Source organism: Actinomadura fulvescens (assembly GCF_039533225.1).
Taxonomy (GTDB): Bacteria; Actinomycetota; Actinomycetes; order Streptosporangiales; family Streptosporangiaceae; genus Spirillospora; species Spirillospora fulvescens.
Genome location: NZ_BAAATD010000004.1, coordinates 620779 through 634136 on the forward strand (window position 1 = coordinate 620779; position 13358 = coordinate 634136).

The window sequence follows — 13358 nt, forward strand, 5'->3', positions numbered from 1 at the left end:
TGGTCACGGCGGGGTAGAAAAATGCCGCGAACGATCGGCGGGCTCTCACTTGACATTCACTTGGCATGGTCGCACTCTGGGAAGGGTCCGGCTTCAGTCGACCCGCCAGAGGTGAGCCGTGGACGACGAACTGAGCGTGACCCGAGCGCGTGGACAGCGGGGCCGGGATGCTCAAGACCGGAGCCGGCGCGCCGAGGCGCGGCGCATCCTCGACTCGATCGAGCAGGCCAAGACCATCACCGACGGGCACTTCAGTGCCCTCGGCATGCTCATCACCGACGCCTCCCTGAGCGCCGACGAGGCCGCCCTCGTCGAGGTCAAGGACGGCCTCCAGTGGCTGCACCGCAGCCACTATCTCGACGTGCCCGCGTTCGACGGCGAGCGCCGCGAGCAGCGCGGCCGCATCCTCGGACTGATCGACTGTGCGCATTGGGCGCTGCGGCGGCTCCCGTCGGGCCTGCAGCTAGGCCTCCAGCCCGGGAGCCACGCCGCCAGGTTCCTCGCCGCGGTCGCCGCCGACCCCGGGCTGTCCAACCAGGAGCTCGCCTCCCGGCTGGGCGCCGACGAGACCGAGGTGAGCCGGGTCGGCCGCCGTCTCCTGTCGGCGGGCGTGGTGTGGAAGCGCAAGGAGTGGCGGCGCAACTGCTGGGACATCACCCCGCGCGGACGCGACTACCTGGAGACCGCGGGACTGCTCGACGAGGCATCGGCGGGCGGCGCCCGGCGCCCGGCGGCGGCCGTCGCACGCGCCGACGAGCCCGCGCGGCAGCGCGCCCGGCCCTCCGAGGCCGAGGCCGCGTCTGGACCGGCCGCGTCTGGACCGGCCACCGCCGACCGCCGCCGCCGCGCGGAGGACGCGCCCCGTAGCCCGGACGCGCCGCGCAAGCCCGACGATCCCGACCACCCCACCCGCCGCCGCCGGTGAACCTTCCCTGAACGGCCGGACGCGGTGTCAGACGTTCGTCAGGCGGCCGGGGCGCCGAGCAGCTCGACGAGGCGGGCGACGCCGTCCGCGCCGTGCCCCTCGGCCACCGAGCGGTCGAGCAGGTCCCGGAGCGGGAGGAGCAGCTCCGTGCTCACGCCCTGCTCCCTGGCGGCCTCGATGAGGTTGGGGTAGCCCGCCGCGTTGTTGGCGAGGCTGGAGATGTCCGTCAGGTAGTCGCCGGAATCGATCTGCGCCGCCTGCTCCGGAAGGCCCGCCATCATGGCCGTCACCCACGACTGCATCATCGGCGTGAACTCCGCAGCCTTGACGCCCTCCGTACGCAGGAGCGCGACGGCCTGGTAGTAGCCCTGGAACATCCCGTACATCGCGGTCAGCAGGCCCAGGTCATAGAGCGCCGCCAGACCCGCGTCCGCGCCGACGTACCGGGCCGCGCCGAGGCTGCCGAGCTGCTCCTTGTGGGCGTCGAACGCGCGCCGCGACCCGCTGTAGAGGATCAGCGCCTCCGGCTGGGAGATCATCGGCGGGACGGCCATGATGCCGCCGTCCACGTACTCGCCGCCGCGTGCCGTGACCAGTTCCGCGAGCTCGCGCGCCTGGCGGGGCGTGCCGTTGGTGAGGTTGACGATCGTCCGGCCCGCGAGCGTGTCACCGGCGGCCGTCAGCACCTCCCGCACGTTGTCGTTCACCGACAGGCACAGGACGACCAGCGGGCTCGCCGTGATGGCGTCGCCCGCGGTGGCCGCTCGCGCCGCTCCCTTGGCGGCGAGATGATCGGCCTTGGCGGCCGTCCGGTTCCAGACGGTGGTGGTGCGGCCGTCCTTGAGGAACGCCTCGGCCAGCGCCGTGCCCATCAGCCCGAGGCCCATGACCGTCACGGTGTTCGTCATCGCGAATCTCCTCTGTTCGGGCGGCGTCCGCTCGCCGCCGAACCCACCTTGGACGGCCGGGCTTCGGGTGGGATTCGGGTGGCCTTCGGCTGCAATACGGTGAAGGACATGCGCTTCGGGGTGCTCGGTCCGCTGGAGGTGTGGACGGAGGGCGGCGAGCGGGTGCGCGTACCGGATCTCAAGGTCCGCGCCCTGCTGGCCGATCTGCTGGCGCACCGCGGCCGGGCGGTGCCGGCGGACCGGCTGATCGACGACCTGTGGGGTGACCGGCTTCCCGCCAACCCGGCGGCGACCCTGCAGGCCAGGGTTTCGCAGCTGCGCAAGGTGCTGGCGGGAGCCGAGGGGACGGCCCGGGGGCTGGTCGAGTCGCGGGCACCGGGGTACGCGCTGCGCGTCGAGCCCGATGCCGTGGACGCCGGACGGTTCGAGGAGCTGGTCGAGCGGGCGCGCCGGACGGGAGATCCGGGGCTCTGGGACGAGGCGCTCGCGCTGTGGCGCGGCGACGCGTACGCCGACTTCGGCGACGCGGAGTTCGCGCGCACCGAGATCGACCGGCTGGAGGAGCTGCGGCTGACGGCGATCGAGGAGTGGTCGGAGACCGGCTCCGGGACGGCTTTCGGCGCGGCCGACCTCGCCGCGCTGGTGGCCGCCCATCCGCTGCGCGAACGGCTGCGGGCCGCGCACATGCGCGCCCTCTATCGCGCGGGCCGCCAGGGTGAGGCGCTCGCGAGCTTCCAGGACTTCCGGGAACGGCTGCGTGACGAGCTCGGCCTCGACCCCGGACCGGAGCTCGTCGCCCTCCAGCGGTCGATCCTCGATCACAAGACGCGGGCCCGGACCCGGGCCGGCCTGCCCGCGCCGGTCAACGAGCTCGTGGGCAGGGCCGGGGCCGTGCGCGACGTTCGGGCGCTGCTCGGCAAGGCGCGTCTCGTCACGCTCACCGGTCCGGGCGGGGTGGGCAAGACCCGGCTGGCCGTGGAGAGTGCGCGCGGTCTGGAGGCCGAGTACGCGGACGGTGTCCGGCTGGTCGAACTGACGGCCCTCGGTGCCTCGTCCGCTGACGCCTCGTCCGCCGACGCCCCGTCCGTTGACGCCCTGTCCGTTGACGATGTGGCGTCGGCCGTGACCGCGGGCCTCGGTTTGCGGGACGAGGCCGCCGTACGCTCCTCGCCCGTCCACCGGCTGCTCGACGCCCTCGCGGGCCGGCGGACGCTGCTCATCCTCGACAACTGCGAGCATGTGATCGAGCCGGTCGCCGCGCTGGCCGCACGGTTGCTGCCGGCCGCGCCGGAGCTGCGCCTGCTGGCCACGAGCCAGGAGCCGCTGGGCATCGCGGGCGAGCTGGTCTGGTCCGTCCCGCCGCTGGAGACGTCGTCGGCGGTCGAGCTCTTCGTGACGCGCGCGGCGGCGGCCGCGCCGGGTTTCGCGCCGGGGCCGGGCGACGCCGAGGCCGTCGCCGCCATCTGCCGCCGTCTCGACGGCCTGCCGCTCGCCCTGGAGCTCGCCGCCACCCGGGTCCGCGCGATGGACGTGACCGAGCTGGCGGACCGCCTGCACGACCGGTTCCGCCTGCTGTCGGCCGGGCGGCGGGACGCCCCGGCCCGCCAGCGCACGCTCCGCGCCATGATCGACTGGAGCTGGGAGCCGCTGGCCGGGCCCGAACGCGCCGTCCTGCGCCGCCTTTCCGTGCACGCCGGTGGTTGCACGCTGGAGGCCGCCGAGCAGGTCTGCGCCGGAGGCGGGATCGAACCCGGAGAGGTCCTCGGCCTGCTCGCCCGGCTCGTGGACCGCTCGCTGGTCGTCCGGGCCGACGGCCGGTACCGCCTGCTGGAGTCGGTCGCCGCCTACTGCGCCGAACGGCTGGACGAGGCGGGCGAACGGGCGGCGGTGCTGGGCCGGCGCGACCGCTACTACACCGAGCTCGCCGAACGGGCCGGGCCGCACCTTCGAGGACGCGACCAGCGGCGATGGCTGGAGCGGTTGAACGCCGAGACCGCCAACCTGCGTGCGGTCCTGCGGGAGAGCGCTCCAGGCCTCGCCTCGCGGCTTGCCAACGCGCTGGCGTGGCACTGGTTCCTGAGCGGACGGCTGGACGAGGCGCGCCGGACGCTCGGGTCGGTGTTGTCGAGGGAAGGCGTCCCGGCCTCCGAGCGTGCGAGGGCGTCGGCGTGGCTGGCCGGTTTCACGATGCTGGAGGGTGAGGGCGCCGACCGTGCCGACCGTACGGCCCTCACCGAACGAGCCCTCGACGGCCTGGACGACGGACGCGCCGAAGCGGAGTGGTTTCTCGGCTTCGCCCGGACCGGCTTCGGTGATGTTCCCGAGATCGAGAAGCTGCTCACGCGCGCGCTGGCGGGCTTCCGTGCCCAGGGCGACCGCTGGGGACAGGCCGCCGTGCTCGTCACGCGGGCGGGCCAGGCCATGGCCCGCGGTGAGCTCGCCGCGGTGTCGCGCGATGGCGAGCACGCCATGGCGTTGTTCCGGGAAGCCGGGGACCGCTGGGGCATGCTGCAGGCCACCGAGGTGCTCGGCGTGCTGGCGGAGGCCGTCGGCGACTACGAACGCGCCGCGCGGCTGCACCGCGACGGGCTGGCCATGGCCGAGGAGCTCGGCTCGTACGCCGAGGTCTCCTACAAGCTCTCCAGGCTCGGCCGGATCGCGCTCCTGACCGGCGACCACGCCGAGGCCGCCGAGCTGCACGAACGTGCCAGGCGCATCGCCGCCGAGCGGTCGCACCAGCGGATGGAGCAGTTCGCCGAGACCGGCCTGGCCCTGGTGGCCCGGCGGCGCGGCGACCTGGACACCGCAGAACGGTATCTGCGCAGGTGGCTGGGCTGGATCCGGGACGTGGACGGCGCGCCGGGGCTGGCGCTCGTGCTCGCCGAGCTCGGCTTCGCCGCCGAGCAGCGCGGGGACGCGCGTACGGCGGCGGACCTGCACGCCGAGGGCCTCGCCGCCGCCCGTTCGACCGGCAACCCCCGCGCGGTCGCGCTCGCGCTCGAAGGGCTGGCCGGGGCCGCCGCGCTCGACGGCAGGCCGGCCGAAGCCGCGCGCCTGCTGGGCGAGGCCACGGCCGCCCGTGCCGCGGCGGGCGCCCCGCTCCCTCAGGCCGAACGCGGCGACGTCGACCGGATCACGGCGGCCGTACGGAGCGCCCTCGGCGACGCCGCCTTCGACGACGCGTTCACCAGCGGCCTCGCATCAGGGCGGACGCCTTCCGCGACTCGGTGAGGACGTCGGCGACGAAGCGGCGCCGCGTCACGCCCAGCGCCGCGAGCGCCCGCCCGTGGTCACCCGCGACGACCACCGTGGCGCCAAAGAGCAACACTCGCCAGAGGGCGATGAGCCCGCGGTGGGTGTTCCGGAGGCGATCACAATGGAACGGGACGTGCCTTTCCTCGTCCGCGTGAATCCGGCGCGCGACCTCGGCCGTCAGCGGATCGTCCGTGCCGTCCCGGAGGGCCCGGTAGTAGCGCAGCGCGATCAGTTCGGCGACCAGCAGCACCAGCAGCTCGACCCGCAGGCCCAGGGTCCGCCGCAACCTGATGAAGATCGCGTCGCTCCAGTGGTGCGTGATGGTCGGCGCGCCGGCCGCGTGCAGGAGCAGTCCCAGCAGGCGGGCGTGGTTCTTCTCCTCCGCGATGAAGAGCCCGACCGCCGCGGCGTAGTCCGCGGCCCCGGAGCCGCGCGCCTTGCGGATCAGGTTCGCTCCGTCCCCGGCCTCGCCGACCTGGAAACGCTGGAGGCTGCGGACGAGCGCCTTGTCCAGCCGGGCGCCGCGCGACCAGTCGGGGTCCGGGGTCGTCTCGCGGACTGCGGCCTGCGCCTCGAACCGCTGACGCCAGCCGAGCACGTCACGTGCGTCGGTGAGCTTTGCATGAACCGGCATGGTGTCCCTCCCGATGAGCCGTTGCCGGTTCCACTCAAGAGGGCGGATGTGGAGCGCTCGCCGACGAATCGTGGAGGGACTGTGCGGGTCCGGGGCTACTTCGCCGCGTCGGCGATGACCTCGACGACCTGACGCGCCGTCTCGGTCGGCAGGGGTGCCCGGGCGCCCCGCCACCTGCGCCTGGCCGCGACCCCCGCAAGGGCGGCCCCGCCGCCGAACGTGGCGGCCGTGACGAACGCCGCCGCCTCGGGCGGCAGCCGCTTCTCCAGCAGCAGCACACCAAGCCGGTAGGACGCCGCGGCCGACAGCATTCCGAGGCCGCCGGCGACCGCGCCGAGGCTCAGCGCGGGCACGTGTTCCCTGGCCTTCTCCGCCATCTCCCGCTGGGCCGCGCCGACCACGTAGTGGGCGAGCTCGAAGCTGTCGTCGGCCTGCTCCACCTCACGTGACTTGCTCATGGCGGTGCTTTACCCCGGCATTCCACTCGAACACGCATCTACCTCCGGCGGGCCATGACCACGGGAGTGATCGTTAGTCGAGCCCGATGCCCAGCCGCCGGGCGGTGGCGGCGGCCTCGGTGCGGTTGGCGGCGTCGAGCTTCGCGAGGATGTTGCTGACGTGGACGCTGGCCGTCTTTGCCGAGATGAAGAGCCGTTCGGCGATGTCCCGGTTGGAGTGCCCGAGGCTCAGGTGGCGCAGGACCTCCAGCTCGCGCGCGGTCAGGCCGTGGGACGACGCCCGGGCGCCGCCCGCCCCGACCCGGCCGGCCAGGTCCTTGGCGGCGGCGTGAAGTGCCGTGGCGCCGAGGCCCGTCGCGAGGCCGACGGCCTCGTCGAGCCGGGCGGCGGCGCGTTCGCGCTCTCCGTGGGCCGCGTCGGCCTGCGCCGCGCTCACCAGGGCACGGGCGAGCGAGTACGGCTGGTCCAGGCGCCGCCAGCCGTCGATGACCTGCTCCCAGCCGGGATCCTCGCCGCGCAGCCGGGCGACCTCGGCGAAGAACGTGTCGTGCTGGACCCGCTGGAGGGCGCCGTGCGCGGCGGTGGCCGCGGCACGTTCGACGAACGGGGCGAGGGCGTCCGCCGAGTCGGCGGCCCTGGCCGCGACGATCAGGCCCGGCCAGGCGTAGCGGGCGTCGTCGGGACGGCCGGTGTAGTCCAGCAGCTCCGACAGGTGGGCCAGCGCCTCCGCGGACTTGCCCTCGGCCACCAGCAGCTCGGCTTCGAGCCGGAGCATCGGCAGGTATTCCTGGAGCCGCCGGTCGATCTCCCAGGCCCGGTTCTGCCGGCACAACGCGGCCCGCTGGGCGGCGCCTTCGAGGTCGCCGCGGGCGAAGAGGACGTCGCCGGAGAGCCCGAGCAGGCTGGACCGGTGCGGACGCGGCGGATCGCTCTCCAGGGCCAGCTCGATCCCGGCGAGGGCCTCGTCCCAGCGGCCCAGCGAGTACAGCGACTCGGCGTAGTTGATCGCGAGGAACGAGCCCTGGGTGCGGAACCGGCCCCACTCGCGGGCCAGATCCATGCCGCGGCGGGCCGTCTCCACGGCCTCGGCGTGCCGTCCGGCGCCTTCAAGGAAGTGCGAACGGTTGATGGCCGAGCGCAGCCGCTGCTCCTCCAGGTCGTGCTCCACGGCGAGCCGCTCGGCCCGGTCGAGCAGCTGGAAGTCCTGGGTGTCGTAGGCGGTGCGGTCCTCCATGCAGGCGAGGGTCTGCAACGCGCTGGCCTCGGCGAGCGGGTCGCCGACCTCCGCCGCGACGACCAGCGCCTCCTCGGAGGCCGCGCGGGCCTCGTCGTTCGCCGTCCCCATGAACACGTACTGCGCGAACCCGGCGAGCGCGCGGGCCCGGGCGACGGTGGGCGGCTCGACCGGGATCAGCGCGATCGCGGCGCGCAGGTCGGCCAGCCATTCGCGGTGGCCCGCCCGGTGCTTCATCTGGCCGCGCGCTTCGAGGATGAACGCCCGCCGGTGCGGGTCGTCGATCTCACGCAGGGCGGCGGTGGCGAGCCTGATGCCGCGTTCGCTGTCGCCCGCCAGATCGGCGGCGATGACGGCGTACTCCAGCACCTTGTCGTACGGCTCACCGATCTTGGCGGCCGCGTCCGGGACCCGTTCCCACAGCTCCAGGACCCGCTCCAGCATGCGCAGGTCCTCGGCGTAGGCGGCGGCCCGGTCGGCCTCCTTGGCCGCGCGCCAGGCGCTGATCAGCGCCCATTCCACGTTGTGGGCCGCGTGCCAGTGGTAGGCCAGCTCGGCGGCGGCCCGGCCGGGCGGCACCAGCGAGGTGTCGCCTTCGAGCGCCTCGGCGTAGCGCGTGTGCAGCCGTGTGCGCTCGCCGGGCAGCAGGTCGTCGTGCAGCGCCTCGCGGATCAGGGCGTGCCGGAACGCGTACCCGTCGCCGTCGACGACCAGCACGTTGCCCGCCACGGCGGGGCGCAGGTCGCGCGTCATGCCGACCTCACCGAGGCCGCTGACGGCGGCGAGCAGCCGGTGCTCGATGCGGGCGCCCCCGGCGCTGGCGATGCGCAGCAGTTCCTGGGTCTCGTCCGGCAGGCGCTGGACGCCCGCGAGGAGCAGGTCGCGCAGCGACTCGGGCAGCTCGCAGGCGATCTGGCCGTCCGCCTCCATGAGCGCCTCGACGAACAGCGGGTTGCCCTCGCTGCGGGCGAAGAACGCCTCGACCCGTTCACCGGGCGGCTCGTCGCCGCGCAGCCGGGTCATCAGCTCGCCGACCTCGCGCCGCGACAGCCGGCCGAGCTCGTGCCGGGCGACCCGGTCGATCCGGTCCAGCTCCGCCAGCATCGGCCGTAGCGGATGCGAGCGGTGCAGCTCGTCCGACCGGTACGTCACGACGATCATCAGCGCGGCGACGGCGCCGAGGTTGCGGACGAGGAACGCCAGCAGGTCCCGGGACGACCGGTCCGCCCAGTGCGCGTCCTCGATGACCAGCACCACCGGGCCGCGCGCGGCGAGGCGGTCCAGCAGGGTCAGCACCAGCTCGAACAGCCGCGCCTGGAACTGCCCGGTCCCGTCGTCGGCCGGCTCGCCGAACTCCGGCAGCAGCCGGGCCAGCCCGGCCGTCCGGCCGCCGACGAGCTCCGCGACGCCGTCCGCGCCGATCTCCCGGACGAGCCGCCGCAGGATGGCGGTGAACGGCGCGAACGGCAGACCGTCCACGCCGAGCTCCAGGCAGCCGCCAGTGAGGACCTGGGCGCCGTGGTCGCCCGCCCGCCGCCCGAACTCCCGCATCAGCCGGGTCTTGCCGATCCCGGCCTCGCCGCCGACCAGGACGGCGCGGGCATGCCCGGCACGGACCTCGGCGAACGCGGCGTCGAGCTCACCGAGCTCCGCACCCCGTCCGACCAGCACCGGACTCACCACACTGACGCTCACACCCCAAATATGCCATCGAAACGGACAGTCTCGGTACGACGCCCCGTACGGCGCCGTACAGCGCCCGCCACGGCGGGGTCGTGGCCCAGCAGGAGGGCGCCGACCAGGGCGGTCCAGCCGGTCTGGTGGCTCGCGCCGATGCCGGCTCCGTTGTCGCCGTGGAAGTACTCGTGGAAGAGCACAAGATCACGCCAGTGCGGGTCGGACTGGAACACCTCCTGCCCGCCGTACACCGGACGGCGGCCGTCCGGGCCGCGCAGGAAGATCGCGGTGAGCCGCCGGGAGAGCTCCTCGCCCACCTCCAGCAGCGTCATCCGGCGGCCCGAGCCGGTGGGGCACTCGACGGTGAACCCGTCGCCGTAATAGGCGTGCAGATTACGGAGAGCGCGGATGACCAGGGCGTTCACCGGCACCCAGACCGGTCCCCGCCAGTTGCTGTTGCCGCCGAACACGCCGCTGTCGGACTCGGCCGGGAGGTAGGCCACCCGGAACGTCCGCCCGTTCACCCGGAACTCGTAGGGATGCTCGGCATGGTGCCGGGAAAGCGACCGCACGCCGTACGGGCCGAGGAACTCCCGCTCGTCGAGCAGCCGCGCCAGCACCCGCCGGAGCTTGTGCTCGTCCAGCAGCGACAGCAGCAGCCGGCCGCCCGCTCCCGGCGTCCGCGCCGCCGACATCCGCGCCGCCAGCTCCGGATGGCGCTCGGCGAACTGACGGATCTTGAGCAGCAGGTCGCGGCGCTCGCCCTCCGGGCGCGGGACGAAGACGGTCGACGCGCACAGCGGCAGCAGCCCGACGAGCGAGCGGACGCGCAGCCGCATGGCGTCGCCGTACGGCGGCCGGAGCACGTCGTAGAAGAACCCGTCCTCCTCGTCCCACATCTCCTCCTTGACATCGCCGACGCGGTCGACCGCGCCGCAGATCCACAGGAAGTGCTCGGCGAACCTGACCGCCATGTCCTCGTAGAACGGGTCGCCGTCCGACAACACCATCGCGATCTGCATCATCGACTGCGCGTAGAAGGCCATCCACGCGGTGCCGTCGGCCTGGTCGAGCCGTCCGCCGGTCGGCAGCGGGGCGCTGCGGTCGAAGACGCCGATGTTGTCCAGGCCGAGGAAGCCGCCCTCGAAGACGTTGTTGCCGTCGGCGTCCTTGCGGTTGACCCACCAGGTGAAGTTGAGCAGGAGCTTCTGGAACACCCGCTCCAGGAAGCCGCGGTCCGAGCGGCCCGTCCGCCGCAGCTCCTCGCCATGGATGTAGTGCGCGGCCCACGCGTGGACGGGCGGGTTGACGTCGCCGAAGTTCCACTCGTACGCGGGGATCTGGCCGTTCGGATGCAGGTAGCGCTCACCGAGCAGCAGCTCGACCTGGTGCTTGGCCAGATCGAGATCCACCGCGGCCACCGCGACCGCGTGGAACGCCAGGTCCCAGGCGGCGAACCAGGGGTACTCCCAGGTATCGGGCATCAGGATGACGTCGGCGGCCATCATGCCGAACCAGCCGTGGTCGCGGCGGTCCGAGGGCGTCCACGGATCGAGGTGGTGCTCGGCCAGCCAGGTCTCCACGTCGAAGAGGTAGTACTGCTTGCTCCACAGCAACCCCGACATGGCCTGCCGCATCACCAGGGCCTCGTCCGCGCCGAGATCACCGGAGAGCTCGGCGTAGAACGCGTCCGCCTCGGCCCGCCGTTCACCGAGCACCTGGTCGGCGGTGCCGGGCGGGTGACTGCTGCCGCGGTGGGCGGTTTCGCGGTGGGCGGTGTCGCGGTCGGCGGTGCCGCGCGGGTCGCTGCTGCTGAGGCGGACGTCGATGGTCGCCTGCCCGCCCCCCGGAACGGCCAGCAGGTAGTGGGCGGCGGCCTTGGTGCCCGTACGGCCCGGATTGACCGCGTTCTCGTCGCCGTGGACGACGTACCGGTCGAACGCGTCCTTGACGTAGGGCGAGGCGTTCGGCGAGCCGAAGATCCGCTGGTGGTTCGTCTCGTTCTCGGTGAAGAGCAGGTCCGGCTCGCCGTCGCAGCGAAGGCGGTAGGTGCCGAGATCCCGGTGCTCCGCCCTGATGACCCCCGGTCCGTCCTCGTACAGAGCCGGTTTGTACGCGTCGCCGCCCCATGACCAGGTGTTGCGGAACCACAATGTCGGCAGTACGTGGAGCACCGCTTCGCTGGGTGCCCGATTGGCGACGGTCACCCGTACGACCAGATCGTCCGGCGCGGCCTTGGCGTACTCGATGAAGACGTCGAAGTAGCGGTCGTCGTCGAAGACGCCGGTGTCGAGGAGCTCGTACTCGAAGCTGAGCTTGTCGCGTTCCCGATTGGTGCGGACGAGCTTCTCGTAGGGATAGGCGGCCTGCGGGTACTTGTAGAGGTACCGCATGTAGGAGTGGGTCGGCGTGCTGTCCAGGTAGAAGTAGAACTCCTTGACGTCTTCGCCGTGGTTGCCCTCGCCGTTGGTTAGCCCGAACGGCCGTTCCTTGAGGATGGGGTCCCGTTCGTTCCACAGCGCCACGGACAGGCACAGCCGCTGCCGGTCGTCGCTGATGCCACCGAGACCGTCCTCGCCCCACCGGTAGGCGCGCGAACGGGCGTGGTCGTGCGGGAAGTAGTTCCACGCGTCGCCGTTGTCGCTGTAGTCCTCACGGACCGTGCCCCACTGGCGTTCACTCAGGTACGGGCCCCACCGCCGCCATGGCGCGTCCGGGGCCGCCGACTCGCGCAGCCGTGCTCGTTCAGCGTCCATGCCCACACCCTCCGTCAGGGTGTGCCGAAGCACCCGCCCGGCGTCCGAAACCGGCCGTTCCGGCCCTGATTGTCCGATCTTCGTTCGCCGGTCCGGCCACTGGCCCGGCCAGGGCCGCTGGCCCATTGACCAGGTGTTTTGGCTGGTGGGAGAGGGTAAGTCTCACCTCGCCTGGGAGGTGAGGACATGATGCGCGAGATGGCCCTTCCGCTGGAGGAAGAGTCCGACCTCGACCCGCTGCTGGATCGGATCGGTGACGCCCGGTGCGTTCTGCTGGGCGAGGCCAGCCACGGCACGCACGAGTACTACGCCTGGCGTGCGGCGCTGACGAGACGCCTCATCGCCGAGCACGGCTTCTCGTTCGTCGCGGTCGAGGGCGACTGGCCGGACTGCTGGGAGGTCAACCGCAGCGTGACGGCGGGCGACCGGGATCCGCGGGACGTGCTCGACGGCTACCGTCGCTGGCCCACCTGGATGTGGGCCAACCAGGAGACGGTGAACTTCTGCCGCTGGCTCCGCGGCCACAACGCCGGGCGGCCCGGCGGCGCCGGGTTCTACGGTCTGGACGTCTACAGCCTGTGGGAGTCGCTCCGCGCGATCATGGACTACCTGGGCGCTCATCGTCCGGAGTATCTGGAGACGGCGCGGGCCGCCTACCGCTGTTTCGAGCCGTACGACGAAGACCCGCAGCTGTACGCGTTCGCACCGGACGACTGCACCGACGAAGTGCTCGCCATCCTGAACCGCCTGCGCCGTAAGCCCGCCGACGACCTGAACGTCCTGCAGAACGCCGAGGTCGCCGCCGGAGCCGACCGCTACTACCGCGCCATGCTCGGCGGCGGCCCGCGGTCGTGGAACATCCGCGACATCCACATGGCCGACACCCTCGACCGCCTTCTGCACTTCCACGGCGACGGCTCCCGCGCCGTCGTGTGGGCGCACAACACGCATGTGGGCGACGCCCGCGCCACCACCATGGCGGACGCGGGGATGGTCAACCTCGGCCAGCTCGTCCGTGACCGGCACGGCCGCGACCAGACGGTCATCGTGGGGTTCGCCGGCGGCACCGGAGAGGTGGTCGCCGCCTCCCGCTGGGGTGACCCGATGGAGATCATGCCCGTGCCGAGGCCGCGGCCGGGCTCCCTGGAGGCCGGCCTCTCCGACGACTCTCCCGAGCACGCGCTCTACATCTTCTCCGATCGCCCTGATGCCCCATGGCTGACGTCGACGTTGGGGCACCGGGCCATCGGCGTCGTGTACGACCCCACCCGGGATTACCGCAACTACGTGCCCAGCAGGCTCGGTGAGCGCTACGACGCCCTTTGCTGGTTCCGTCGGACGACGGCCCTGGAGCCGCTCCACCTCGAAGCGGCGCGGCAGGGCGAACTGGAGACTTTGCCCACCGGCGTCTGAAGCCTTGCCGGTCAGGAGTACAGCCGGTCTCTTCATGATCGTGATGACGACCGGGGCGTGTTCCTGGCAGCGCAACCGTGCGGGTGAGAACATTGGGT

General features: G+C 72.8%; 8 protein-coding genes. 3 read left to right on the plus strand and 5 right to left on the minus strand.

Annotated features, from left to right (window positions below):
- The first annotated feature begins 118 nt into the window (after positions 1-118).
- Complete coding sequence (locus tag ABD333_RS18500) at positions 119-925, plus strand: hypothetical protein (protein ID WP_344542451.1); 807 nt, start codon at positions 119-121, stop codon at positions 923-925.
- A gap of 38 nt (positions 926-963) precedes the next feature.
- Here the strand turns inward: ABD333_RS18500 and ABD333_RS18505 are convergent, their stop codons facing one another.
- Complete coding sequence (locus ABD333_RS18505) at positions 964-1833, minus strand: NAD(P)-dependent oxidoreductase (protein ID WP_344542453.1); 870 nt, start codon at positions 1831-1833, stop codon at positions 964-966.
- Positions 1834-1941: 108 nt separating this feature from the next.
- Here ABD333_RS18505 and ABD333_RS18510 point away from each other — a divergent pair, with 108 nt between their 5' ends.
- On the plus strand, positions 1942-5064 hold the full coding sequence (locus ABD333_RS18510; RefSeq protein ID WP_344542454.1) for an ATP-binding protein: 3123 nt from the start codon (positions 1942-1944) through the stop codon (positions 5062-5064).
- On the opposite strand, the gene ABD333_RS18515 is transcribed toward ABD333_RS18510, so the two are convergent.
- The 4 genes from ABD333_RS18515 to ABD333_RS18530 all read right to left on the minus strand — a co-directional run bounded on the left by ABD333_RS18515 (position 5018) and on the right by ABD333_RS18530 (position 11847).
- Entirely contained in the window at positions 5018-5722 is a 705-nt protein-coding gene (locus tag ABD333_RS18515) for a ferritin-like domain-containing protein (RefSeq protein ID WP_344542456.1), read from the minus strand. The two genes, ABD333_RS18510 and ABD333_RS18515, sit on opposite strands and share 47 nt — an antisense overlap.
- Positions 5723-5817: 95 nt before the next feature.
- The gene (locus ABD333_RS18520) at positions 5818-6180 is read right to left on the minus strand and encodes a phage holin family protein (protein ID WP_344542458.1); all 363 of its coding nucleotides are present in this window, start codon (positions 6178-6180) and stop codon (positions 5818-5820) included.
- Between the two features lie 73 nt (positions 6181-6253).
- Positions 6254-9094, minus strand: a complete 2841-nt coding sequence (locus ABD333_RS18525; RefSeq protein WP_344542460.1) for an ATP-binding protein — start codon at positions 9092-9094, stop codon at positions 6254-6256.
- Positions 9095-9105: 11 nt separating this feature from the next.
- Positions 9106-11847: an MGH1-like glycoside hydrolase domain-containing protein gene (locus ABD333_RS18530; RefSeq protein ID WP_344542461.1), complete on the minus strand. Its 2742-nt coding sequence runs from the start codon at positions 11845-11847 to the stop codon at positions 9106-9108.
- Positions 11848-12033: 186 nt separating this feature from the next.
- Between ABD333_RS18530 and ABD333_RS18535 the strand changes: the two genes are divergently transcribed.
- Positions 12034-13260, plus strand: coding sequence for an erythromycin esterase family protein (locus ABD333_RS18535; protein ID WP_344542463.1), 1227 nt, complete (start codon positions 12034-12036; stop codon positions 13258-13260).
- The last annotated feature ends 98 nt before the right edge of the window (positions 13261-13358 follow it).

Coding starts and splice junctions, on each gene's coding strand:
- ABD333_RS18535 (WP_344542463.1), top strand. CDS start 12,034: ATGATGCGCGAGATGGCCCTTCCGCTGGAGGAAGAGTCCGACCTCGAC.
- ABD333_RS18520 (WP_344542458.1), bottom strand. CDS start 6,180: ATGAGCAAGTCACGTGAGGTGGAGCAGGCCGACGACAGCTTCGAGCTC.
- ABD333_RS18505 (WP_344542453.1), bottom strand. CDS start 1,833: ATGACGAACACCGTGACGGTCATGGGCCTCGGGCTGATGGGCACGGCG.
- ABD333_RS18530 (WP_344542461.1), bottom strand. CDS start 11,847: ATGGACGCTGAACGAGCACGGCTGCGCGAGTCGGCGGCCCCGGACGCG.
- ABD333_RS18515 (WP_344542456.1), bottom strand. CDS start 5,722: ATGCCGGTTCATGCAAAGCTCACCGACGCACGTGACGTGCTCGGCTGG.
- ABD333_RS18510 (WP_344542454.1), top strand. CDS start 1,942: ATGCGCTTCGGGGTGCTCGGTCCGCTGGAGGTGTGGACGGAGGGCGGC.